The following is a 22,175-nucleotide window of genomic DNA, read 5'->3' as shown; positions in this document are numbered from 1 at the left end:
CGCACTAGCCGAGTGCCCGCAGCACTTCGATCGCAAGCGGTGCGGCGGAAGCAGGATTTTGGCCGGTCAGCAGATTGCCATCGCGGACTACGTGCGACTGGAAAGGCTCGGCCGCGCAGGAGTAACGTGCGCCGAGCTGAGTCATCCGATCTTCGGGTAGCAGTGGCACGATCTTGTCGTAGCCGATGGCTCGCTCTTCGGCGTTGCTGACGCCAGTCACGTTGCGATCGGCAACCAGCGCTTTTCCATGAGGGCAGCGCGCCGCCGTCAGTCCAAGTACACCGTGGCACACGCCAGCGATGATGCGGCCCGAGCGATCGAGGCTTTCGATCAATCGGGTCAATGGCGCACTGGTCGGAAAGTCCCACGCCGTGCCTGCGCCCCCGACCAGATAGACCGCGTCGTAGGAGGCAGCCGTAACACCTTCGATCGGCAGAGTGCCGTTCAAGGCGGCGGTGGCGCGTGCGTCTTGCTGAAATCTTCGACCGATATTCGTGAGCCAGGGCTCTTGCAGGCTGCCGGGGTCCAGCGGTGCATGTCCCCCTTGTGTCGACGCAATGCTGACCGTGTGTCCCGCGTCGACGAACGTGTAGTACGCACCGGCCAGCTCCTCGAGCCAGGTGCCGGTCGCGCCATGATCGCCGAGGCGGTCGTTCGAGGTGACCACCATCAGAATGTTCTTGGACATGGATTCTCCTGATCGCGCCCTGGCGATAACAGGGCGATGTGAAAGCCGGTGCGCATGGTCGCAGCGCCGGGGCGGCGGACCCATCGTCCATTGAGGGGGCACATAGAGATGAAATTCGGTACGTCCACCGGTCCCTCGTCCTTTTTGGGGGATGGCGCGAGCGACCCCTCGGGGCAAATATCGCCTTGGGGTGGATTGACGAGACGAACATGGCGTACCGTTGACGCTTGCAGTCCAGCATCGGCCGATGACAACCGACAACTCATCCAAGGGCCCAGCCAGTCGCGATCCAGCGCCGAATCCAGGAACGACATTGCGCCCGGTGGCTCACCTGCCATTGACCAAGTCAGTGTCGATGGAGCTGCCGAGACTGCCGGCGCCGCTGGTCATGCGCCAGGAACTGCTCTCCCGCATGTTGCGCGATCAACCTCATGTCCGCGTATGGGAGATCGTTGCACCGGCAGGCTACGGAAAGACGGCGCTATTAACACAAGCAGCACGGCATGAGTGGCGGGGGGCGCGCCGCTTGCGCTGGCTCACGCTCGGCCCGGCATATGACACGCCCGAGCGCCTCGTCGAGGCGCTCGGCAATGTGCAGGGGACAGATCTATTTCTGGATGATGTGGATTCTCTGCGTAACCCCGCGTGTTGGCGCGTGCTGGCCAACCTCGTCGGCAGCGTGAGCGAGGATTCCCGGATATTCATTGCCGCTCGCGGTGAATGCGATCTCAAGCTTGGCCACCTCGAGCTTGCGGGCATTGCTGCCCGCTGGTCCGAGCGCGAGTTGCGCATGTCGCAGGAGGAACTGCTCGCATTGTGTGCCGATTGCCCTGCGGCGGACGTCTCCGGGGTCTTGGAAGCCGCCGAAGGATGGGCCGCTGGCGCACGTGCGCTTGCAATGGCGGGTAGCGATTGGAGCTGGCAAGTGCCCGACGGCGCCGTCATCGCGCGTATCCCGGATCCGCTCGGCCGCTACTTCGAAGAACAGGTTCTGCACTCGCTCGAAGAGCATGAGCTGCGCTTGATGATGGAGCTCGCGGTACTCGAACGTTTCTCGGCGAGCATAGTGCGCGAGCTGCCGGACAGCTCGTGGAACTGGCGCGATCTGCTGGGGCTGAAGCGCAAGGGACTGTTCCTGCAGCCACTCGATGAAGGCGAGGAGTGGTATCGGTTGCATGGGTTGCTGGCGGCGTTTCTGTGCCGACAGTTGCGGCGCATGGCGCGTGAGAGGGAGCGCGACCTGCATCGATTCGCCGCGGAATGGTTCCAGTCCAATGGTTATCCGACGGAGGCAGTTCGCCACGCGCATGCATGCGGCGATCGAGAGTTTGCGGCGGCCGTTGTGGAACGGGCCGGCACGTTTCGGTTGAGTATGCATCAGGGAGTGTCCGTGTTGCGCCTGGAAGCGGAGCCGCCGGGGCGTGCACACGAATATCCGCTACTCACGCTCGGTCAGATTTATCTCAAGGCCCAGGATGGGCGTTTCGAGGAAGCGCGCGCGCAGTTCAATCATCTGCGGGCGGCGACGCATGACTTCCAGAGTCTGCGCGCGAGCGGCCGGGAGACCGACGTCGATAGTCTGGTCGACGTGCTGGACATGGTGCTTCGGGTGTACGAAGACCAGGCGATGGATGCTCCCGAGATCGACATCCTCGAGCGGCATCTCGAGCAGGCGATGGATAACGATCCGGTGATGCTCGCGAGCCTCGCATCGATTCTGTGCGTCACATACTCGAGCTGCGGCCGCGTGAGGGATGCGTATGCGATCGGCGAGTTGGGGCTGGGGTCGCTGCGCCATCATCGTGCCGACCATGTGCTGTTCTATCTGCACATGCAGCAGGCCACAGTCACGCTCATGCTGGGTCGCCCGAAGGAAAGCACATTGCACATCGAGCATGCTCAGAGCGTATCGCGTCGGGCGTTCGGTGAGCGAGGACATGGCGATGCGATCGTGGACGTGTTGCGAGGAGTGTTGTACTACGAGAACAACGACCTCGACATCGCCGCGCGGGTGCTCTCAACCTCGCTGCGACATGAGGCCCTGCTCAATGGCTGGTTCGAACTGTATGCGAACGGTTTCAGCGCCGCAGTCGACCTGGCCGGCTTGCGAGAAGGCGAGGCGGCCGTCGCGACGGTGCTGAACGAGGCAGAGATCATCGCGAGGCAGAAGCGACTGCAGCGACTTGCCGATTACATTCAGATCCTACGCCTGCGCGAAGCCACTCGTGTTGGCAATCTGCCTTACGCAATGAGTTTGCTCGAGAGCGAAACGATCGGTCAGCTGACAGCGCCGGGCGCCACGGTCCCGGCGTGGGGCTTACGCCTGCGTAGCGCGGCATTGATCGAAGGGGCGCGGCTGCTATTACGCATGAACCGTCTTCGTGAGGCTGCGGAGTACCTGCGTCGCCTGGAGCGACGACACGTGCAGGATGGCGACGCGCGTCTGCGTTTCACATTCGAGGTGCTCGCCATGACGACGGCATTCCGCCTGCGTCGGCATCATGAGGCCTTCGATACTTTCGTTCGTGCCATGGAGCTGGCGCTCGAGGCCGGGTTCACGCGCCAGCTGCTGAATCATCGTGAGAGCTTGCTCGAAGTGTTTGAGTGGGCAATGAGCGCCGGTCGACCGATGTCCTCTCGCATCACGGAGTTCTGCGGCTCGGCGCTTCGCCACGCGGATGCAGCCGAGTCGCGGCAGACCTTGCAGCGCCGCTTGATTCCCCGCCGTCGCACGCAAGCCGCTGCCGAAGTCGACTTGAGTGGACGAGAAGCGGAAATACTCTCGCTGGTTGCCGAAGGGCTCTCGACCAAAGAAATCGCTTACCGCCTTTCGGTCTCGGTGAGCACCGTCAAAACGCATCGTAAGAAAATCTATCAGAAGCTCGGTGTGAACCGACGCTCGCAGGCGATCGCACTCGCGCGCGCGAAGCTGATCGTCTGATCGTCCCATCCCCCTTTTGGTCGAATTGCTCCGCCGGCTCATTCGGCGGACCTTATCGCCCACGCAAGCACCACCAGAAGATCAGGAGCAGGGGCATGGCGAATGACGCAGTGAAGGCGCACACGGTCGCGATCGATCGCATCCGGCGACGGCACCGGAGCCCGGTGCCGCATGAGGGCGATAACGGCCTGTTCAGCCAGTCCTGGTTTCCGATCTGCTTATCGAATGAAGTAGCGCAGGGGCAGGTGATCGGACGAGATTTCCTCGACGGTCGCGTGGTCGTGTATCGCGGCGAAGACGGTGTGGCGCGAGTGATGAGCGCCTATTGCCCGCACGTCGGCGCCGATCTGTCGGTCGGAGCGGTCATCGGCAATCGTCTGCAATGTGCCTTTCACCGGTGGGAGTACGACGCCGAGGGTTGGTGTGCGAAGACCGGTGTCGGCGACCCGCCGCCGCCAACCGCGTGCCTGTTCAAGTTCCCAGTCATCGAGCGCTTCGGCATCGTCTGGGTCTTCAATGGCGAGCAGCCGCTGTGGGACTTGTTCGACTTCGATACCCCGGACGAGCAGCTCGCGTACACGGCCTTCTACGCGGACCTCTATACCTGCGACGGCTGGATCTTCGCGGCAAACACACCGGATATCCAGCACATCAAGGCGGTGCATGGCATTCGGTTCCTCACCGATGACCCGCACGCAGTGGTCCAGTGGGAGCCGTACGGGTTTCGTATGAAGATCAGTGCGCGTCATCAGCACGATGAGGCCATCGAATGGAACGTCGGCATTCGCGGCTCGAGCACATACATTCAAGAGGGCACCGTGGATGGCTGGTGGCTCGGCGTGTTCGCCGGTTTCTCGCTGCCACGGCCGGGCGCGCATCGGCCCTTCATGGCCATCTGCGTGCACAAGGGCGATGGCTCGCCGGAAAGCGAGAGGCAGGTCCAGGAGCGCCTCGAGTTCGGCAAACAGCTGCTGAGCCGCACGGCCTTCGAGGACAAGCCCATTCTCGACAATATCCATTACACGGCGGGCACATTGACCCGCGGCGATCTCACCTTGGGGCGATACATCGAGATGCTCCGAAAGTATCCGCGTGCGCACCCGTCCGCGGATTTCATCAAGTGATATTCCTGAAAGAGGAGCAGTGGCATGACTCAAGCCCCGGACGATGTTCGTCAGGCGATCCGCGTACGCAGCGATCTGTTCGAGAAACACTTCGCGGCATCCGATGCGGCGGCATTGGTTGCGGACTATTACGTCGCCGAGCCGATGATGTCCGCCCCGGATTCGCCGCTGCTACGCGGCCGAGCAGCGATCGCGGCGTTGTTCACTGAAGTGATGAAGGCATTCGTGAGATGCCGTCTCGTGCAGGTTGAGGTGCGAGCCGGAGGCGATCTGGCATACGAAGTGAGCCGCGCCATCCTCGAGCCGCGGGAGCCAGGCGTCGAGTCGACGGAATGCAGATACATGATCGCCTGGCGGCGGACGCCGGAGGGCTGGCGGGTCGAGATGGACTTCTTCTCTTGGGGCAAGCTGCTTTGAAGTGACGGATCGTCAGCGATGACGTAGCGCAGATCGTATAACTAAATCGACAGGGGAGAGCTTCATGAGACTGCGACAACGACCTCTGACCTACGCACTCGTTGCGGCCGTCGATCTGGCTACGGTCGCGACGATGTCTTCGGCACTTGCACAGCAAACGATGGATGCATCCGCCAACCTGGAGGAGATTACCGTGACGGCGCGTCGTCGCAGCGAGTCGCTGCAGGACGTGCCTATCGCGGTGACCGTGATGACGAGTCAGGACATCGCCAGGGCCGGCATCGTGAGCGTGCAGGACTTCGCCAACCTGACGCCGAATGTCACGTTCGACAACGCGCTCAATCTCGGCACGAACTACCTGTCGATCCGAGGGCAGAGCCAGGCGCAGTACTCACCACCGCCGGCCGCCATCGTGGTCGACGGCGTACTCAACATCTCACCGATGCAGTTCAACGTCGATGAGTTCGACTTGCAGCAGATCGAGGTGTTGAAAGGCCCGCAGGGCGCGATCTACGGGCGCAACGCGATTGCTGGAGCGATCAACCTGACGACTGCGAAGCCGGGGCCGGAGTTTGCCGCTCACGCGCTTGCGAGTGCGGGGTCCGCGGATGAATGGATCGGCAAGGGCTCGGTGAGCGGAGCGGTGGTTCCCGATCTGCTGTACGTGCTCGGTGGCGTTTCATACACGGATCGGCGCGGCCAGGTGCGCAACGTTACAACGGCTGGCTACTCCGATAAGTATGAGGATGTGACCTCCCGCTTGCGGGTCGTGTTGACGCCGGCCGATAACGTCGAGGCGGATATCAAATACACGTATTCGGATGCCGAGGGTCACGATCCGGCGTACGTTTGGAGTCGCTCCGGCGATCCCGCGATCAGCTCCGATCCGTTCGATGCGAACCGTGTGGGAAGTAATCCGCGCAAGCTGCACGACCTCTCCGGCCGGCTGACGTGGGACAACTCGCTCGCGACGACGACGCTGACGCTCGCCTACGTCGATGTGACCGAAGGCCTCGCCGAAGATCTGGACATGACGTCGGCAGACATTCTGGCGGCGACTCAGCATGAGAAGCAAAAGGGTTTTTCTCAGGAGCTGCGTTTTGCTTCGCCCTCGGGCAGCACTCTCAGTTGGCTGATCGGTGGCTATCACGTTCGGTCGAATCAGCGCCGGGACACGAATATCTACGTAGATCCATTTTTCTTCGGCCTGTCGCCCGTCCCGACGCAGGCCGATGCGCTGTTCTCGGCCAATAGCGATTTGAATCGCTACGAGACCTGGGCGGGCTTCGGGCAGGTGCAATACGATTTTACCGCCAGGTTCGGCGTCGAGCTGGCGCTGCGTTATGACGACGATGAGATTCATCAGGTCCCGGGCGCCGGCGCCGAGCGCGAAGCGGGCTTTTCCAAGTGGCAGCCCAAGGCTACCTTCATCTACAAAGCGTCCGGCGATCTCAACTTGTATGTATCGGCGGGTCAGGGATTCCGCAGCGGCGACTTCAACGCAAGCGGCTCGAGCTTTGGCAATCCGTTGATCCTCGCCGAGACCGCAACCAACTATGAGCTCGGGGCGAAGACGCGCTGGTTCGATCGGGCGCTGACCGTCAATGCAGCGGTGTTTCAGACCGATCTGGAGAACGGCCAGTTCAAGTTGTTCGATACGGTGGGCGCCACGAACGTAGGTGTGAACATCGACGAGACTCGTATCCGTGGCTTCGAGATCGAGAGCGCTTTTCGTCCGATGCAGGGCCTGCAGATTTACGCCAGCTTCGGTTACACGGATCCGGAGATCAGGGACTTCACACCGCCTGCTGGCTTTACAGGCGAGGCGAGCACCTATATCGGGAATCGGCCGCCGCGCATCGCGAAAGTCACTGCCAACGTCGGGTTCGATCTCCAGCTGCCGATCTCGGACGGACTCACCGTGTTCTTCCGTCCGGACTACCGATACGAGAGCGGCCCCTATTGGGATCCGGAGAATGTCTATCGCAGGCCCGAGCGCGATCTGGTCAATCTGCGAGCCGGTGTGCGCGACAGCGACGATCGTTGGAGCGTGACAGGTTGGGGAAGAAACGTTCTGAACACGAAGGTCACCGGAGACTATCAGCCCTACACCAATAGCGGGCACCCGCTGGGGCATGATTTGTATTACCCACCCGTGGGGTCGAGCTACGGGATCGAGCTGACGGTTCGTTACTGATGTCGAATCAAGAGCAGCCGGTCATTGATCTCCTTGTGGTCGACGACGCAGGAGAACGTCGCGTGCAGGTGCAGCTGGGCGAAACGATGCTTACCTCGCTGCAAGATGCGAACGTCGCGGTCGGGTCGGTCTGTGGCGGGAACATGAGCTGCGGCACGTGTCATATCTATGTCGAAGCGGACAGCGTCGATTTCGAGCGCGTGCGTAGCCCGGAAGAGACCGCCTTGCTGGAAGACAGTCGTCATTTTCGTCGGGGTCAATCTCGACTTGCCTGTCAGGTCGAAGTGACCGCCGCGCTTGCCGCTGCGCGCATTGTCGTTGCGCCGGACGAGTAGGGCGCATTTTCTTTTTCTTGTGTGGAGGATTCTATGCTGATCGATTTGTCGTTGCCGCTCAACCTGGCCCAGTTCAGCGGCGGAGAAGACTATGTGAGAAAGATCGTCGAGGCGGGGCATGCAGGAACGCACTTCGATGTCATGGACAAGACCTTTCCTCTGGAGAGCTTCCGCACCAACGGCAAGGTCGTCGACATCTCGCACATTCGCGATCGCGAGGTCGAGATCGCGGACATCGCACACGTTCCGCTCCAGAGCGGCGACATCCTCATTTTCTACACCGGCTGGGTGGACGAGCTGGGCTATGACACCGCTCATGACTACGTCAAGAAGAGCGCCGAGCTTGCAGATGCAACCGTGGCGTACCTGGTCGATCAGGGCGTGCGCCTCATCGGCGTGGACGCCGCTGGCGTGCAGAAACCGAAGAAGCACGCTGCCGTGGATCAGTACTGCGCCGACCGCGGGGTTTTCATCATCGAGAATCTGAACAACGTCAAGCGGCTGCTGGCTCTCTCATCGCCATTCACCGTCTACACGGCGCCGCTGAGCCGGACGGACCTGAGCGGTTTGCCATGTCGAGTGATCGCGGAGACCAGGACGGCGTAGACAAACCCTGGCCAGACGGACGAATCGATTCAGAAGGCATCCATCGGCGTGACGCTCCACCGATGGATTCCGTGACGGGCCGCCTGAAGGCGGTGTGCCGCGACGCAGCAATTGTGTCATGATCAGGGCACCTGGGATGGCGCGGCCTTCCGTGGGCATCTCACGAAATCCCAAAAGATGGTGCGACGGAAGCAGCCGCGCGACCTCGATCACGGCTACTTGGTACGCATCCACTTGCACGCATTTCTTGCCTTTCCACTCTTACTGTCCGCCGTATTTGGTCAGTCATCGTCGCCCGCAACGTTCGATGAGGCGAAAGTCGCGTTACGCGAGTCCGTCTACCAAGACCAGAGCCGAAGCAGTGCGCTAGGCACCGCGTACTGTGGATGTGATTGGGATTGGGTCGGCCGCTCGGGCGGGCGCATCGACGCGAGAAGCTGTGGTCTTCTGGCTCGCGCCGATGCAGAGCGTGCGACTCGGCTTGAGTGGGAGCATGTCGTGCCCGCACATTCATTCGGCGAGCACCGAAAATGCTGGCAAGAGGGTGGGCGCAAGCGTTGCCTGGCGGATGACCCTGTGTTCCGCATGATGGAGGCGGACATGCACAACCTCGTGCCGTCCGCGGGCGAGCTCAACGCCGATCGCTCAAACTTCCGCTTCGGGCTCCTTCCATCGACGCCCAGGCGGCATGGCGCATGTGATTTCAAGGTCGACTTCAAGGCTCGCATCGTCGAGCCGCGCGATGACGTGAAGGGGATGTTCGCTCGGATCTACTTCTACATGCACGATCGGTATGACCTCCGCATGAGTGATCAGCAGCAACGCCTGTTGATGGCTTGGGACAAGAGGTACCCGGCAACCGCGTGGGAGCTCGAACGCGATCGTCGGATTGCCAAGATCATGGGCCATTCCAACCCGTTTGTGGTTGGTACGCGGCAGTGGACGCGTGGCCACAGAAACACCGCGGATGGAATAGTGACACCGATCCCGGCGGGACATCGGTCGCTGCGTCCATCTTCCTCGGCCCAGGCAGCGCCGGAGGCCACCCATTCGACACCTATGGGCGCCGTCCTCGGAAACCGCAGCTCCAGAATCTACCATCTGCCACAAGGCTGCCCAGGCTATGAGAGCGTCTCAGCCAAGAACCGAGTGCACTTCGAAAATGAGGCGAAGGCGCGGGCGGCCGGCTTCCGCAAGGCTGGCAACTGCCGTTGACCTGGACCTTGACACCCCGATAGTTTTGATCTCCGCAAGCGCTCACTCGAGCGATCCACAGAAGCTGTGCGCAACTCTGTGGATAACCTGGTGCGCCTGATATCTTGCCGCGGAAAACACGCGCGACCTTCGCTTGCTCAAACTTTGGCCAGTTTCATGGCGGCGCAAGCACGCGCTCGCTGCACCGATCGTCCGAGCGCGCTTTTGACGTTCGCCCCATGCCGTTCGAGCACTCTGGAAACGCGCGGATTTCTCGACGCCTCCGCCATGACAGGTCGTCCACGTGCGCTTTGCCACTCGTGATGCGAATGAGATTCCATCAAGCAGCGCGTGTGTTGGTGTCAGCGCTCAATTTTTCGGCACGATCCCGAGCTGCTGCATCAACGTGAGGTTGTCTTCGATGTGCCAGTTATCGGTGATCCGTCCGGTCTCGATGCGCAGAATGTCCGTAGCGGTGAAATCAATGGGGGCACCCGTGCCCTGGATCGAGCCGAACACGCCGGTGAAGTGACCGCGAAATCTCAGGTGCGCGACAACCCGGTCGCCAGCCAATATGAGTTGCTGGACCTCGCAGTTGAGGTCGGGCACTGCGCCGCGGAAGTGCTTCGACGCATAGGCCGGCCCTTCGGGGCCTTGCGGTCGACCGACAGGCAGTGTGCGATCGACAAAGTGCGGCGAGATCGCAAGCTTCAGCTGCGCATCGTCGCCGGAATTCCAGAACGAATAGAAGTGTCGCGCCGCCCGCAGCATATCGGCAGCTGCACGCTCGCCAGGCACTGCAACGATCGGCGCCGGCAGAGTCACCTGCTCGGCAGCGGCGGACACATGAGCGTAGGCCGCCGTCAACCCAACAGAACCAATCATCGCAGCGATGCGGACTTTCAGAGTAAGCTCGTTCATCAGTAACTCCCATCCGTGTGCAATTTTCTGTGCGCAAATCATCCCGCTTTCACAGGCGTGCAAAAAAGATCTAAAAGGCGAAATCACTTTCAATCGGGAATTGAGAATGGTCCGCCTCGAAGTCATCTCACGGTGTTCGTGCACGGTCGAAACGGGTAGCCTCTCGGGGCGCGCGAACAGGAAAAGGCAGCGGACAGATGCGCGAAGTAGTCGCCGGCTACGGCTGCGCCGAACCGAACTCGCTCATCACTGCCTGCTCGAGCAGGTCGAACTGCAACAGGCCTTGATTGACGATGAGATCGTGAAAATTGCAGCTCGTGACCCGGGCGCGCTTCATGCGCCGTCAGCGGCCACGCAATGGCGTCGTAGCTGAAATCATCCATTTCCGCGCCGGGCTTGGCGTTCGGATTCGCCAAGGGCAACACGAACTCCGCGGCTTCGCCGGTGTTGCCGATCAAGCGCGGCGGATCGATATGTGGCAGGCAATACGCGCTTGCTGGTTGCCGCCGATGACGTGCGCCAACTGCTTGTCGTGATGATTCCGGTCAGCTTCGCCTGAGGAAAGGGGCGTGGAGTCGGCCACAAATCACGTGGGTTAACCGCGCGTGCAACTTGCAAGGAGCGACCCGGTGTCGCAGTTGTCATCGCCTGCGACGGCACGAAACCCACGTGCGGATACCACATCACATATGGCCGCGGAGGCCTGGTGGCAGCCAGTCGCGCCATCCGGTAAGGCGCCAGAGCGATTACGTTGTCCGGTCGGTCCGTGAGCATGTCTACATCTACCGTCGATCAGAGGGTTCCCGCGTAGGGCAGCTCGCTCATGCACAGAACGAATGAATGCGCATGTCGCTATAACGCCCTACGATGTAACCGAGGTATAACGCCGGCGGGCTTGGGGTAAGCGACTGTCATGCTTCGGGTTTCACTGGCGTCGTCGGGTTCGCCCTGGTCGGGCCAGAGACCAGACTCGGGGAAGATCGTCCGGCTGGCAGGTACGCGGGTCGCTCTAGGTCGCGTTGGATCTTCTTAGATCACGCAGGAAGGCGCGATCCACGGCGAACTGAGGCGAGCGGCCCTCGTCGTAGAAAGGGCGCCAGGCATCCCAGTCCAGATCGCTGTCGGTCAATTCCGCAAGCACTCGGCCGAAATCATATCGAATGATGGCGAGCACGCTGGCGCGCCATTGAAACCACGAATACAGCATCGTCACTTCCTCATCGCCTTGCAGTGTCAATTTACTGAAGGAGGGTGACGCAGTCAGTCGCGCCGCAGTGACGAGTTGGTCACGACTCGTCGTGCTCCATCGCCTCGGCCCGCAGGCCGGGGAAGACGCGGCCAACCTTGCTGAGCAAATACTCACCGTAAGTGCCGACGGCAGCGTGCGGATCGATGTCATCCCAGCGCACGTGTGTGTGAGGCTGGTCGCTATCGGGGCGAACATCTTCAATCGGCGTCAGCACCGCATCGAAACCAGGGTCGAAGAACAACGCCATCGACAAACGGTCGCGCGTGGGGGAGCTGCGTACGCGGTGCAGGGCAGAGACATAGCGGCCGCGTGTCAGTCGCTCCAGCATGTCACCGACGTTGCAGACAAACGAGCCGGCCACATCGGGCACTTCCAGCCAACGATCGGCATGGCGCACTTGCAAGCCGCCCACGTCATCCTGCTTCAACAAAGTGATAAACCCATAGTCGGTGTGCTCGCCGACACCCCAGCCGGTGTGACCGTCGGTGCGACGCGGGTAATTGAAGATACGGAAGAGAATGGTGGGATCGCGCGTGTAGTGGGTGCGGAAGAATTCTGTATCCAGTCCCAGCGCCGTAGCCAGCAGCGACATGAGGCGATGCCCCAGTTGCGTCAGGTCGTCAATGTAGGCGAGCACCGGCTCGCGCAGCGCGTGCGTGGTAGGAAACAGATTGCGGCCATGTAGTGGGATACCGGCTCTTACGCGCGCATCGGAATCGTCGAGCTCGGTGCCGAAGTAAATTCCTTCCTTGCCATCGGGTCGTCCGGACGTGAGCTCCTCGCCAACGGGGAAGTAGCCTCGCCATGCCCGTCCTCCTTTGGACATATGAATGGAGAGTTTGTCCTCGACGGGTGTCGCGAAGAATTGGCGCGCAAGGGACATCAGCGAGCGGACGCTTTGCTCGGTGACGCCATGTCCCACTAGGTAAAAGAAACCGAATTGCTTACAAGCCGAATCCAGTTGCTCGGCCACCCGCGCTCGGTCGCGAGCTCCTTGGTGAAGCAAGGAAAGGTCGATGATGGGCAACGTCGGCGCCGGCTGAATCATGGCTGTTTCCGCGTGAAGTCGTACGGAGCGCGGATGCCTGGGAGGGACGCATCGTGCGGCTTTTCGTCGAATACATTCTCGATCTTAGTGCAGAGGGAACACCGTGTCAGCCATCCCGGTCGCCATCATTGATTCCCACTTTGATTTCGCGGAATTTCCCTCGGCATTGACGGCAGAGGGCGCGGCGCTCTACGAGGTGACTCGCGCCGGCTTCGGTGCGATTGCTGAAGTTGTTACTCGGGTTCGAGAGGGATCAGGCGCAACGCGAATCACCCTGTCGTCCACAGCGGCATTCCTCGGGCACGTACGCGTCAGTCGCGGGATTGTGTCCGAAGCCGCTCGGACCATCCGTCAGCACTGCTAATGATGGATGTTCGTTCGAACGAGTGGGCACCGGCAGTACGGTATGCGGCGCCGAAGAAGCCTCCTTGGGGGCGGGTCCGGTCTGAGACGCAAGGGCACGTCTAGGCCCACTTCCACCCCCGCGTCGGGGTCTCAAAGTGCGTGGCAATGAACCATATCGCCGGGTGGCCCGCGGTCGATATCATTGATCGTCGTCGGTCGGATGTGGTGAGCCCGTGCGAGATCTCAATGATATGTACCTGTTCGTCCAGGTAGCCGAACATGGCGGGTTCTCCGCGGCGAGCCGCGTACTGGGAATTCCGAAGTCGCGCTTGAGTCGTCGGATCGTGGCGCTGGAGGAGCGGCTGGGCACGAGGCTGGTACAGCGCTCTACCCGGACTTTCGCGGTAACGGCGGCGGGGCACTTGTTTCTCCAGCATTGTCAGGCGATGGTGGCGGAAGCGGATGCGGCGGATACCGCTGTTGCGGAGATTCAGTCCAAACCCCGCGGCACAGTGCGGGTCAGTTGTACTGTCACCATGTCTCAGTTCGTGCTGGGACCGATCCTGCCGGCGTTCCTCTTGGCCAATCCGGAAGTGCGCATCAACGTGCTGTCGACCAACCGCAACGTCAATGTGATCGAAGAGAACATTGACGTGGCGTTGTTCGTCCACCGGGCGCCGCTGCAGGATTCCATGCTCATCGAGCGCATGGTGGCTGTGAGCAAGCAGGTGCTGGTTGCCAGCCCGGCGCTGTTGAGCCGTTCACCGCCGTTGCGGGAGCCCAAAGATCTGGCGGAGCTTCCCGCGTTGTCGGCCGGCGGCCGAATCGGCGCGCATGAATGGGAACTGATCTCGAAGGCCGGCTATCGCACCACTGTGCCCATTGTGCCCCGACTCACGGCCGAGCACCTGTCGTTGCTGAAGGATGCGGTGCTGGTCGGCGCCGGCATTGCGCGCCTGCCGCTGGTGATGTGCGTGGAGGAGATTCGGGCAGGCGCGCTGGAAGTGGTGTTGCCGGATTGGACGACGCCGGCGCACGAGATCCATGCGGTCTATCCTTCGAGAAAGGGCATGACGACGGCCGTCCGTCACTTCATCGATTATCTGGTCGACACCGTCGGGCGTAATCTTCAGCAGCTCTGAGGTATCATGCATGGAACAGTGTGTTGCGTGCTCGGAGTGGACGCTCCTCACTGTCAGGGGCACGCTACGATGACATGAAAGCCAATACTCCCACGCTGCGCGTGCTCGCCATCTGTTTTGCCATCGCCATGGTGGATGGGTTCGACACGCTGGTGATGTCGTTTATCGGTCCGGCGATTCTGGAAACCTGGGGTCTTTCGCCCACGGAGTTGGGGCGGATCTTCGGCGCGGGATTGATCGGTGCGGCACTGGGCGGAATGACGGCCGGCGTGGTCGCCGATCGACTCGGACGGAAACGAACACTCCTCATTTGCGTCGCGACGTTCGCTGTGCTGACGCTAGCATGCGCCTTTGCACGAACGCCGACGGAGTTGGCCTTGCTTCGGCTTGCAGGTGGCCTCGGCCTCGGTGGGGCGATTCCCAACATCGTCGCGTTAACTGCGGAGCATGCGTCTACTCGGCGACGGTCCGCGCTGGTGACATTGATGTTCATCGGCTTTCCGCTCGGCGCCGTGCTGGGCGGCGCGCTGACGGCGCTGATCATTGGCTCGCTCGGCTGGCGCACAGTGTTCATGCTCGGCGGGGCGCTGCCGCTGTTGCTGTTGCCGGCAGTGTGGTGGGGTGTGCCGGAGACATTGGTCGCGGCCCGGCACGACACATCGCGAGCCACGATCGTCTCTCAATTCGGCGACGGGCGGGCGCCGGCAGTCGTACTGCTGTGGCTGGGCGTGTTCTCGATCATGCTGTTGAGCTACTTCCTGATCAACTGGACGCCGACCATCCTGTCGCTGTCCGGAGTTCCGGAGCAGCGCGCCATCATGGGAGCCGTCGTGCTGAATTTCGGCGGTATCGTTGGCGCGGCGCTGCTGACGACGATTATCGATAGAGTGGGCGCATTCCGTGCCGTCGCGTTCACTTTGATACCCGGGGCGTTGCTCGTCGTCGTGATGGGCGCGAGCTCGTCGGTGCCATTGCCGCTGATGGCGCTCGTCTTCTTCACTGGCGCGTGTGTGCTCGGGGCGCAGCTGAGTATTCCCGCGTTGGCTGCACGATTGTTTCCGATGCACGTGCGTGGCACTGGCATCGGATGGACGATGGGAGTGGGGCGCATTGGTTCGATTATCGGTCCTACGGTCGGCGGCGTGCTGGTTGCGAGCACGCCGGACTACGGCGCGTTGTTCCAGATCGCGGCGATTCCATGCGCCGTCGCTGCGCTCTGCATCGGCGCAGGGCACCTCGTGATATCGCGCAAACAGCGGTCCGGCGTCGAATCCGTGCCACAGGCAGTTGCGCCGCCTCAGCAGTAAGAAAGATCAGTCATCGATTCTGGAACGATCTGTTCCAGCTCCGCGCATAGACAGTGCGACGCTTCCGCAGGCACGCTGCCGTCAGGTTTCGCACTGCTGCGGAGAACGGCGATGAAGCTCGCGACATTCACTCACGACAAGCGCACACGCATCGGCGTCGTCCGCGATGGGGAAGTGATCGACCTGTCGGTCGTCCCCAACCTTCCCACCGACATGATTGGGTTCTTCAACACCGGTTCGGAGGGAATGCAGATCGCGCGCGCGACGGCCGCGAATCCGCAAGTCGTACTGCCGGTCGATTCGGTGCGCCTCGAAGCGCCGGTGCTCAATCCGCGTAAATTCCTTGGTCTCGGCGGCAGCTATGAATCTCACCTCAAAGAGACCGCGCACATCATGCAGCGGCCCAAGCACCAGACCTGGTTCAACAAACAAGTCACCTGCGTCAATGGGCCGTACGACGACATCCATCTGCCCAAAGTATCGAACACGCTCGATTACGAAGGCGAGCTCGCGATCATCATCGGTAAGCGCGGTCGTCAGGTGAAGGGCGCGGATGTAAGACAGATGATCGCCGGCTTCACTGTCTGCAACGACGTGAGCGTGCGCGAATGGCAGCTGCGTGCTTTCACCGCCACGCTCGGCAAGTCATTCGACACGCACGGACCCATTGGGCCGTGGATCGTGACGCCCGACGAGTTGCCGAACGTACACAACGTTTATCTGAAGACCTGGGTCAACGGCGAGTTGCGTCAGGACGGCAATACCAGCGATCTGATCTATCGCTTCGGCGCGATGATCGAAGAGCTGAGCACGGTGTTCACATTGGAGCCGGGCGACATTCTCACGACGGGTTCGCCCGCGGGTGTCGGCGGCGCACGGCAACCGCCGGTGTATCTCACGGTGGGCGATGTGGTGAAAGTCGAGATAGAAGGCATCGGCTACATCGAAAACAAAGTGGTGCCTGAGCCATGAGCATGGCGGTGCGTAGTATCGACGCGATAGCGTCGAAGGGCGCCATCGTGCCGGCCAAGTTCGGTCACATCGTGCTGCGCACGATCGACATGCCGCGCTTGCGCGACTGGTATCTGACGGTCTTGCAGGCGCGCATCGCTTATCAGAACGAACAGGTCTGCTTCATGACCTACGACGATGAGCATCACCGCATCGGCATCGTGCAGCTGCCGGGCCTGGCGGTCCATCCCACGCCGTCGCCGGGACTGGAGCATTCGTCGTTCACGTACGCGGATCTCGGCCAGCTGCTCGCAACATATCGTCGCTTGAAAGCGGCCCGCATCGAGCCGTTCTGGACGATCAATCACGGTCCGACGATTTCGATGTACTACCGAGATCCCGACGGCAACAAGGTCGAGCTGCAGGTCGATGTATTCGCGACCGCCGCCGAGACCAACGCGTTCCTCGACCAGTACTACCCGGAAAATTTCATGGGCATCATTTTCGATCCGGAGGAGATGATCCGGAAGTTCGAAGCCGGTGTGCCGATCGTCGAGCTATATAAACGGCCCGAGCTGCCGCAGGGGATGACGCCATGGGATATGCATCGCCCATGATGGCGCCAAAAGGCAGATCCGTCGTCCGCGCGAGCGCAGTGGCCACGCCGCCTGGCTGGAGTGCCGCGGTACAAGCCGGCGGTTGGGTGTTTGTCTCCGGCACCATGGCGACCGACTTCGAGAGCGGCATCGCCGTCGAGGCGCGGCTCGATCCACGGCAACCTTATATTCATGAGGCGCTGGAGCTGCAGTCTCGCCACATTCTTTCGAGTATCGGACAGCTGTTACAGGCGGCCGACTGTGACATTCGTCGTGACATTCTGCGCATCTGGCAGTGGGCGCCGGCGACCTATCCAGCGAACGCAGATCACGAAGCGACCGCATCCAATTGGCCGAGATTCCGCTCCGCCACGCCCTATGCACGCGCGCTCAAGGAAATGGTGGGCGATCCGCGTCGCGCGTCGACCGGCATCGGCGTTCGGCAGCTGGCGGTGCCTGACGCACTGATGGCTGTCGATCTGATCGCCGCACAGCCTCGAGCGGGCGTGGAAAAGCAGGCATTTCGTGCGCCCGAAGGCGTACCGCAGCCGGACATCGGCTACTCACCGGCGATTCGCTGGGGCGACTGGATCTTCCTGGCGGGGTTTGGGGCGACTGACTTTCGAGGCGATTGGATGGCCTCCGTGCACATGGGCGAGCCGAGCATGCTTGCCCCCGAGGCGCGCGTGAATCCATACATCTGGCTTGGCTCGGCAGTCGAGGCACAGACAGAGTACACGCTGAGGATGATGTCGAAGATCGCGCAGGCCGCCGGAACGTCGCTCGATCGTTGCGTGAAGGCGGATGTCACGCTGGCGCATCCGGACGATTTCTTCGATATGGATCGGGTGTGGCGCAGGTGGTTTCCGAACAATCCACCGGCGCGCACCGTGGTCACTGGCGCGCAACTCGTCATCAAAGGCTTGCGAGTTGAAATTGCCTTGCAGTGTCTTGCCGACGATTCGATGTTGGCCAGACAGAGCATCTGCGTGCCGGAGCTGCCGCCCGTGTTCGGTCATGCGCCGCATGCGGTGAAAGCAGGGGAATTCTTGTTCTTGAGCACGCAGCTGCCAGTCGGCCGCGATGGCGCCGTGCCCAATGGTCTGCGACGCGACTCGGCGCTCCCGTACTTCCGTTTGAATGCGCGACGACAGGCCGAGCTGCTACTCGAACGCATGCAACGCATTTGCGAGGCCGGCGGCAGTTCGTTGCCCGAGGTTTGCAAGGTGCACGCGTTCCTCGATGACCTCGAGCATTTGCCCGAGGTACTCGCCGCCTGGACCAATGCCTTTCCCGCCGACCCGCCGGCGCTGACGGCGCTCGGCATGGGGGGAGAGAGGTCGCTGCTTGCGCCTGGAGCGCACGTCCAACTCGATTGCATCGCTCATGTACCCTGAGGAATCTCGATGGCTGATTCGATGAAAGTTGCGCAGTACGACCGCTACGGCGCGCCGCGCGAAGTGCTGAAAATCGTGAACGCGCCCATTCCAGAGCCTGGACCGGATGAGCTGCTGATTCGTGTGCGCGCTTCCTCCGTCAATCCGATCGATTGCGCTTTGCGCAGCGGTTATGGACGCGCGTTCTTCGAAAAACGCGCCGCCTTGCCACTGCGGCCAGGTCGCGATATCGCCGGAGACATCGTCGCGAATGGATCTGCCGTCACAGCGTTCGCGCCCGGCGATGCGGTATATGCGTCCGTTTTCTATGGCGCCAATGCCGAGTACATCGCGGTCCCTGCTGCGCAGACGGCGCTCAAGCCCGGATCCCTCAGCTACATCGAAGCGGCAGCTCTGCCGTTTGCCGCGTTGACCGCCTGGACGGCGTTGGTGAAAACGGCTGGCCTCGATGTACATACGACGCCTGGTAAGCGACTGCTGATTCCTCGCGGCGCAGGTGGCGTCGGTAGCGTCGGGATTCAGCTCGTGAAGGCATGGGGCGGCTATGTCGCTTCGACTTGCAGCACTCGCAATGTCGAGCTCGTGAAGTCGCTCGGCGCCGATCTCGTCGTCGACTATACGAAGCAAGATCTGCACGGCGTATTTCGCGACTTCGACGTTGCATTCGACACGTCGTTCGATACGGAGCCGGTGCTGCTCGACTCGCTCAAAATCAACGCGGGCGCACGCTACGTGAGCGTCGTATCACCGAAGCTCAAGCTGATCGATCAGTACGGCTTGGAAGAGGGCCTGAAGGAAGGCGAGCGCCTGCTCGCGGAGCGGGCACAGGCGCAGGCAGCGCTGGGTCGTGGCTACAACTGGGTATTCGCGGAGCTTGATGGCGGCGCATTGCGCGCCATTGCGGAGCTCGTCGACGCGGGCAAGCTTCGGCCGGTGCTGAATCAGGTCTTTCCGTTCCAGCGCATCGCCGAGGCTCATGAACATTGTGAAACGTCGCGTTCGGCCGGGCGCATCGTGCTCGATCTGCAAGCGTCATAGCGCGCCCATGAGCACCAAGGCGAAGCGCTCGGACGTGATCAAGCGCGGCCTGACGCGCGCGCCGCATCGTGCCTTTCTGCGAGCGATGGGGTTGTCGGATGCGGACCTGGAAAAGCCGATGATCGCCGTGCTGGGGCCGCGCGGCGAAATCACTCCATGCAATTTGCATCTCGGGCATTTGATGGAGCGGATCAAACAAGGCGTCAGCGACGCCGGCGGACTGCCGCGAGAATCGGGCGTCGCGATGGTCGCCGACAGCTTGTCGATGAATCATCCGGGCATGCGTTATTCGCTGGTGGGCCGCGAGATCATCGCCGACAGCGTCGAAGCGGTGGTGCAAGGTCATGCATACGACGGGTTGGTCGGGGTCGCCGGTTGTGACAAGAGTCTGCCGGGCATGATCATGGGCATGGTCCGTTGCAACGTTCCATCAGTATTCGTGTATGGCGGCAGCGCTTTGCCGGGGAAGTGGCGCGGGATGGATGTAACCATCCAGGATGTTTACGAAGGCGTCGGTGCGGTGCTCGCCAACGACCTGCCCCGCGACGCGCTCGATGAGATCGAGCGAGTTGCCATTCCCACCGTGGGCTCGTGTCCGGGGCAGTTCACGGCCAACACCATGGCGATGGTGGCCGAGACCCTGGGCTTTGCCTTGCCACTTACGGCCTCGATGCCTGCTGTCGATCCGGATCGTGACACGCTGTGCGTGAAGGCAGGTCAGGCGGTGATGCGAGCATTGCGCGAAGGTGGGCCACTGCCCCGCGATCTGATCACACGCAAGAGTCTGGAGAATGCGAGCGCTGTAGTCGCCGCGGCCGGTGGATCCACCAATGCAGCGCTACACATTCCAGCGATTGCGCACGAAGCGGGCGTCAAGTTCACTCTCGATGATTTCGCGACGGTTGCGCGACGGACGCCACTCATCGCGAACATGAAGCCGGGCGGCAAGTTCCTCGCCAGGGATCTGCACGCCGTGGGCGGCATCGGCGTCCTCGTGAAGGAATTGCTTCGAGCGGGCCTGCTGCACGGGGAGACACCACATATCGCCGCTGGCACGCTGGCAGCGTGGGCGAGCAATCAGCGCGATGTGGATGGATCTGTGATTCAAGGCGTCGCGCACGCGCTGTCGCCGACCGGCGGCTTGGTCGTGCTGAAGGGCAATCTCTGCCCCGAAGGCGCGCTGTTGAAGACGGCCGGATTGAAACGTCTGACATTTCGTGGCCCGGTTCGTGTGTTTGAAAGCGAAGCAACCTGCGCTCGCGCCATCGAAGCACGCGACTACGCATCCGGTTCCGTGATCGTCATTCGCAACGAAGGTCCCCGCGGTGGTCCCGGAATGCGCGAGATGCTGGGTGTCACAGCGCTGCTCTATGGACAAGGCATGGGCGAGCAGGTGGTACTCATCACCGATGGAAGATTTTCGGGAGCGACGCGTGGCATGTGCATCGGGCACGTGAGTCCTGAAGCCGCGGCAGGTGGCCCGCTGGCTCGGATACGCGATGGCGACATGATTTCAATCGATGCCGCGACCGGTAGGCTCGATGTCGAGCTTTCGCCGGAAGAGCTTGCTCGGCGTCCCCTCGCCAGCGGGCGATCGCCGCCGCCGGGCGGCGTCCTCGAGAAGTACGCGTCGCTGGTGGGATCTGCTTCATTGGGTGCCGTCACACATAGCGGCGCGCAGCAAACGTGACAACGATCGCCTTCCTCGGTACCGGTTTGATGGGCGCTCCGATGGCGGCGCGTCTGGCCGGCGAGGGGCACCGTGTCGTGGCTTGGAATCGGTCGGTCGCGAAGCTCACGCCACTGGTTCAAGCCGGCGTCGTCGCCGCCGGAAGTCCCGCTGAAGCGATCGCCGAGGCCGATTTCATTTGCCTCGCGCTAGCCGATGCCACAGCGGCCGAAGCTGTGCTGTTCGATCCACGCGGCGTCGCCGCTGCAGGCCGACCGACCCAACTGCTCATTGATTTCTCTACGCTCGATCCTGCGGTCACGCGCAGCCTTGCCACGAAGCTGCGAGCCCGGTGCGGCGTGCGATGGGTCGACTCGCCAGTCTCCGGTGGAGTGAAGGGAGCAGAGGCGGGCAAGCTTGTCGCCTTCTGCGGCGGCGAGGACGAGGACGTAATGCGAGCGCAACTGTTGCTGGCGCCTCTTACAGTTCGCGCGCATCACCTCGGTCCGCTGGGGGCCGGTCAGGCTGTCAAGTTATGCAATCAGCTCATCGTGGCCAGCAATCTGCTGGCCATTGCCGAGGCGCTCTGCCTTGCTGGAACGTTCGGCCTGGATACTCGCCAGGTTCCAGCAGCCCTGGCTGGCGGATTCGCGGACTCGCTGCCGTTGCAGATTTTCGGCCCACGGATGGCGGCGGGTATCACGACACCCAAACTCGGCGAGATTTCGCTGATGTTGAAGGACATCGACGCAGCGGTCGCCGCAGCGAACGCAAGCGGCAGTTCAATTCCGCTCACCCGACAGGTCCAGGCGCTCTACCGCCAGGTCCGCGGGCGGCGGTTCGATCATGAAGATCTGGCCGCGCTGATGCGGCTCTATGAACGATGCGAGTGATATCACGATTGGAACACTCCGTTGCGCGCAGCCTCGTAGACGCCCATTGCCCCGCCAGGGCACAGTCTTCGCGCAGGCAGGGACAACGAAATGTGGCACGAGCGGAGGAACATCCGC

Annotated in this window: 19 protein-coding genes; 15 read left to right on the top strand and 4 right to left on the bottom strand. The window is 61.9% G+C overall.

Annotation, left to right across the window (positions count from 1 at the left end):
- Positions 1-4 precede the first annotated feature (4 nt).
- Positions 5-688 (bottom strand): type 1 glutamine amidotransferase domain-containing protein, encoded by a 684-nt coding sequence (locus tag VGD45_RS07745; protein WP_331154703.1) that lies wholly within the window; start codon positions 686-688, stop codon positions 5-7.
- Positions 689-935: 247 nt separating this feature from the next.
- On the opposite strand from VGD45_RS07745, the gene VGD45_RS07740 reads away from it, so the two are divergent.
- From VGD45_RS07740 to VGD45_RS07710, 7 genes are all read left to right on the top strand, one after another.
- A complete protein-coding gene (locus tag VGD45_RS07740) occupies positions 936-3,629 on the top strand; it encodes a LuxR C-terminal-related transcriptional regulator (protein WP_331154702.1) in 2,694 nt (897 codons plus the stop codon).
- Positions 3,630-3,724: 95 nt separating this feature from the next.
- A complete protein-coding gene (locus VGD45_RS07735; protein WP_331154701.1) occupies positions 3,725-4,753 on the top strand; it encodes a Rieske (2Fe-2S) protein in 1,029 nt (342 codons plus the stop codon).
- Positions 4,754-4,777: 24 nt separating this feature from the next.
- Positions 4,778-5,170, top strand: a complete 393-nt coding sequence (locus VGD45_RS07730) for a YybH family protein (RefSeq protein WP_331154700.1) — start codon at positions 4,778-4,780, stop codon at positions 5,168-5,170.
- Between the two features lie 64 nt (positions 5,171-5,234).
- Positions 5,235-7,367 (top strand): TonB-dependent receptor, encoded by a 2,133-nt coding sequence (locus tag VGD45_RS07725; protein ID WP_331154699.1) that lies wholly within the window; start codon positions 5,235-5,237, stop codon positions 7,365-7,367.
- Positions 7,367-7,702 carry a 2Fe-2S iron-sulfur cluster-binding protein gene (locus tag VGD45_RS07720; protein ID WP_331154698.1) on the top strand — a complete coding sequence of 112 codons (336 nt, stop codon included), beginning with the start codon at positions 7,367-7,369 and terminating at the stop codon, positions 7,700-7,702. Before VGD45_RS07725 ends, VGD45_RS07720 begins: the two co-directional genes overlap by 1 nt.
- Positions 7,703-7,735: 33 nt before the next feature.
- A complete protein-coding gene (locus tag VGD45_RS07715) occupies positions 7,736-8,308 on the top strand; it encodes a cyclase family protein (protein WP_331154697.1) in 573 nt (190 codons plus the stop codon).
- Positions 8,309-8,485: 177 nt separating this feature from the next.
- Positions 8,486-9,523: an endonuclease gene (locus VGD45_RS07710; protein ID WP_331154828.1), complete on the top strand. Its 1,038-nt coding sequence runs from the start codon at positions 8,486-8,488 to the stop codon at positions 9,521-9,523.
- A 348-nt stretch (positions 9,524-9,871) separates the two neighbouring features.
- On the opposite strand, the gene VGD45_RS07705 is transcribed toward VGD45_RS07710, so the two are convergent.
- The 3 genes from VGD45_RS07705 to VGD45_RS07695 all read right to left on the bottom strand — a co-directional run bounded on the left by VGD45_RS07705 (position 9,872) and on the right by VGD45_RS07695 (position 12,720).
- Entirely contained in the window at positions 9,872-10,510 is a 639-nt protein-coding gene (locus tag VGD45_RS07705) for an ester cyclase (RefSeq protein ID WP_331154827.1), read from the bottom strand.
- 922 nt (positions 10,511-11,432) lie between these two features.
- Complete coding sequence (locus tag VGD45_RS07700; RefSeq protein ID WP_331154696.1) at positions 11,433-11,630, bottom strand: hypothetical protein; 198 nt, start codon at positions 11,628-11,630, stop codon at positions 11,433-11,435.
- Positions 11,631-11,709: 79 nt separating this feature from the next.
- Positions 11,710-12,720: an isopenicillin N synthase family dioxygenase gene (locus tag VGD45_RS07695; RefSeq protein WP_331154695.1), complete on the bottom strand. Its 1,011-nt coding sequence runs from the start codon at positions 12,718-12,720 to the stop codon at positions 11,710-11,712.
- 578 nt (positions 12,721-13,298) lie between these two features.
- Between VGD45_RS07695 and VGD45_RS07690 the strand changes: the two genes are divergently transcribed.
- From VGD45_RS07690 to VGD45_RS07655, 8 genes are all read left to right on the top strand, one after another.
- Positions 13,299-14,207: a LysR substrate-binding domain-containing protein gene (locus VGD45_RS07690; RefSeq protein ID WP_331154694.1), complete on the top strand. Its 909-nt coding sequence runs from the start codon at positions 13,299-13,301 to the stop codon at positions 14,205-14,207.
- A gap of 74 nt (positions 14,208-14,281) precedes the next feature.
- Positions 14,282-15,514 (top strand): aromatic acid/H+ symport family MFS transporter, encoded by a 1,233-nt coding sequence (locus VGD45_RS07685; protein WP_331154693.1) that lies wholly within the window; start codon positions 14,282-14,284, stop codon positions 15,512-15,514.
- Positions 15,515-15,625: 111 nt separating this feature from the next.
- Positions 15,626-16,486: a fumarylacetoacetate hydrolase family protein gene (locus VGD45_RS07680; RefSeq protein ID WP_331154692.1), complete on the top strand. Its 861-nt coding sequence runs from the start codon at positions 15,626-15,628 to the stop codon at positions 16,484-16,486.
- A gap of 2 nt (positions 16,487-16,488) precedes the next feature.
- A complete protein-coding gene (locus VGD45_RS07675) occupies positions 16,489-17,082 on the top strand; it encodes a VOC family protein (RefSeq protein WP_331154691.1) in 594 nt (197 codons plus the stop codon).
- Positions 17,061-18,458, top strand: coding sequence for a RidA family protein (locus VGD45_RS07670; RefSeq protein WP_331154690.1), 1,398 nt, complete (start codon positions 17,061-17,063; stop codon positions 18,456-18,458). The genes VGD45_RS07675 and VGD45_RS07670 overlap by 22 nt, the downstream gene beginning before the upstream one ends.
- A 9-nt stretch (positions 18,459-18,467) precedes the next feature.
- Positions 18,468-19,496 carry a zinc-binding dehydrogenase gene (locus VGD45_RS07665; protein ID WP_331154689.1) on the top strand — a complete coding sequence of 343 codons (1,029 nt, stop codon included), beginning with the start codon at positions 18,468-18,470 and terminating at the stop codon, positions 19,494-19,496.
- A 7-nt stretch (positions 19,497-19,503) separates the two neighbouring features.
- A complete protein-coding gene (locus VGD45_RS07660; RefSeq protein WP_331154688.1) occupies positions 19,504-21,186 on the top strand; it encodes a dihydroxy-acid dehydratase in 1,683 nt (560 codons plus the stop codon).
- Positions 21,183-22,058 (top strand): NAD(P)-dependent oxidoreductase, encoded by an 876-nt coding sequence (locus VGD45_RS07655; protein ID WP_331154687.1) that lies wholly within the window; start codon positions 21,183-21,185, stop codon positions 22,056-22,058. The genes VGD45_RS07660 and VGD45_RS07655 overlap by 4 nt, the downstream gene beginning before the upstream one ends.
- Positions 22,059-22,175: the final 117 nt, after the last annotated feature.

This window comes from Steroidobacter sp. (assembly GCF_036402275.1).
Lineage (GTDB): Bacteria > Pseudomonadota > Gammaproteobacteria > Steroidobacterales > Steroidobacteraceae > Steroidobacter.
The sequence above is the reverse complement of the archived record's forward strand: the minus strand, read 5'-3'. Positions and strand labels throughout refer to the sequence as shown.

Coding starts and splice junctions, on each gene's coding strand:
- VGD45_RS07745 (WP_331154703.1), bottom strand. CDS start 688: ATGTCCAAGAACATTCTGATGGTGGTCACCTCGAACGACCGCCTCGGC.
- VGD45_RS07740 (WP_331154702.1), top strand. CDS start 936: ATGACAACCGACAACTCATCCAAGGGCCCAGCCAGTCGCGATCCAGCG.
- VGD45_RS07735 (WP_331154701.1), top strand. CDS start 3,725: ATGGCGAATGACGCAGTGAAGGCGCACACGGTCGCGATCGATCGCATC.
- VGD45_RS07730 (WP_331154700.1), top strand. CDS start 4,778: ATGACTCAAGCCCCGGACGATGTTCGTCAGGCGATCCGCGTACGCAGC.
- VGD45_RS07725 (WP_331154699.1), top strand. CDS start 5,235: ATGAGACTGCGACAACGACCTCTGACCTACGCACTCGTTGCGGCCGTC.
- VGD45_RS07720 (WP_331154698.1), top strand. CDS start 7,367: ATGTCGAATCAAGAGCAGCCGGTCATTGATCTCCTTGTGGTCGACGAC.
- VGD45_RS07715 (WP_331154697.1), top strand. CDS start 7,736: ATGCTGATCGATTTGTCGTTGCCGCTCAACCTGGCCCAGTTCAGCGGC.
- VGD45_RS07710 (WP_331154828.1), top strand. CDS start 8,486: ATGGTGCGACGGAAGCAGCCGCGCGACCTCGATCACGGCTACTTGGTA.
- VGD45_RS07700 (WP_331154696.1), bottom strand. CDS start 11,630: ATGCTGTATTCGTGGTTTCAATGGCGCGCCAGCGTGCTCGCCATCATT.
- VGD45_RS07695 (WP_331154695.1), bottom strand. CDS start 12,720: ATGATTCAGCCGGCGCCGACGTTGCCCATCATCGACCTTTCCTTGCTT.
- VGD45_RS07685 (WP_331154693.1), top strand. CDS start 14,282: ATGAAAGCCAATACTCCCACGCTGCGCGTGCTCGCCATCTGTTTTGCC.
- VGD45_RS07680 (WP_331154692.1), top strand. CDS start 15,626: ATGAAGCTCGCGACATTCACTCACGACAAGCGCACACGCATCGGCGTC.
- VGD45_RS07675 (WP_331154691.1), top strand. CDS start 16,489: ATGGCGGTGCGTAGTATCGACGCGATAGCGTCGAAGGGCGCCATCGTG.
- VGD45_RS07670 (WP_331154690.1), top strand. CDS start 17,061: ATGGGATATGCATCGCCCATGATGGCGCCAAAAGGCAGATCCGTCGTC.
- VGD45_RS07665 (WP_331154689.1), top strand. CDS start 18,468: ATGGCTGATTCGATGAAAGTTGCGCAGTACGACCGCTACGGCGCGCCG.
- VGD45_RS07660 (WP_331154688.1), top strand. CDS start 19,504: ATGAGCACCAAGGCGAAGCGCTCGGACGTGATCAAGCGCGGCCTGACG.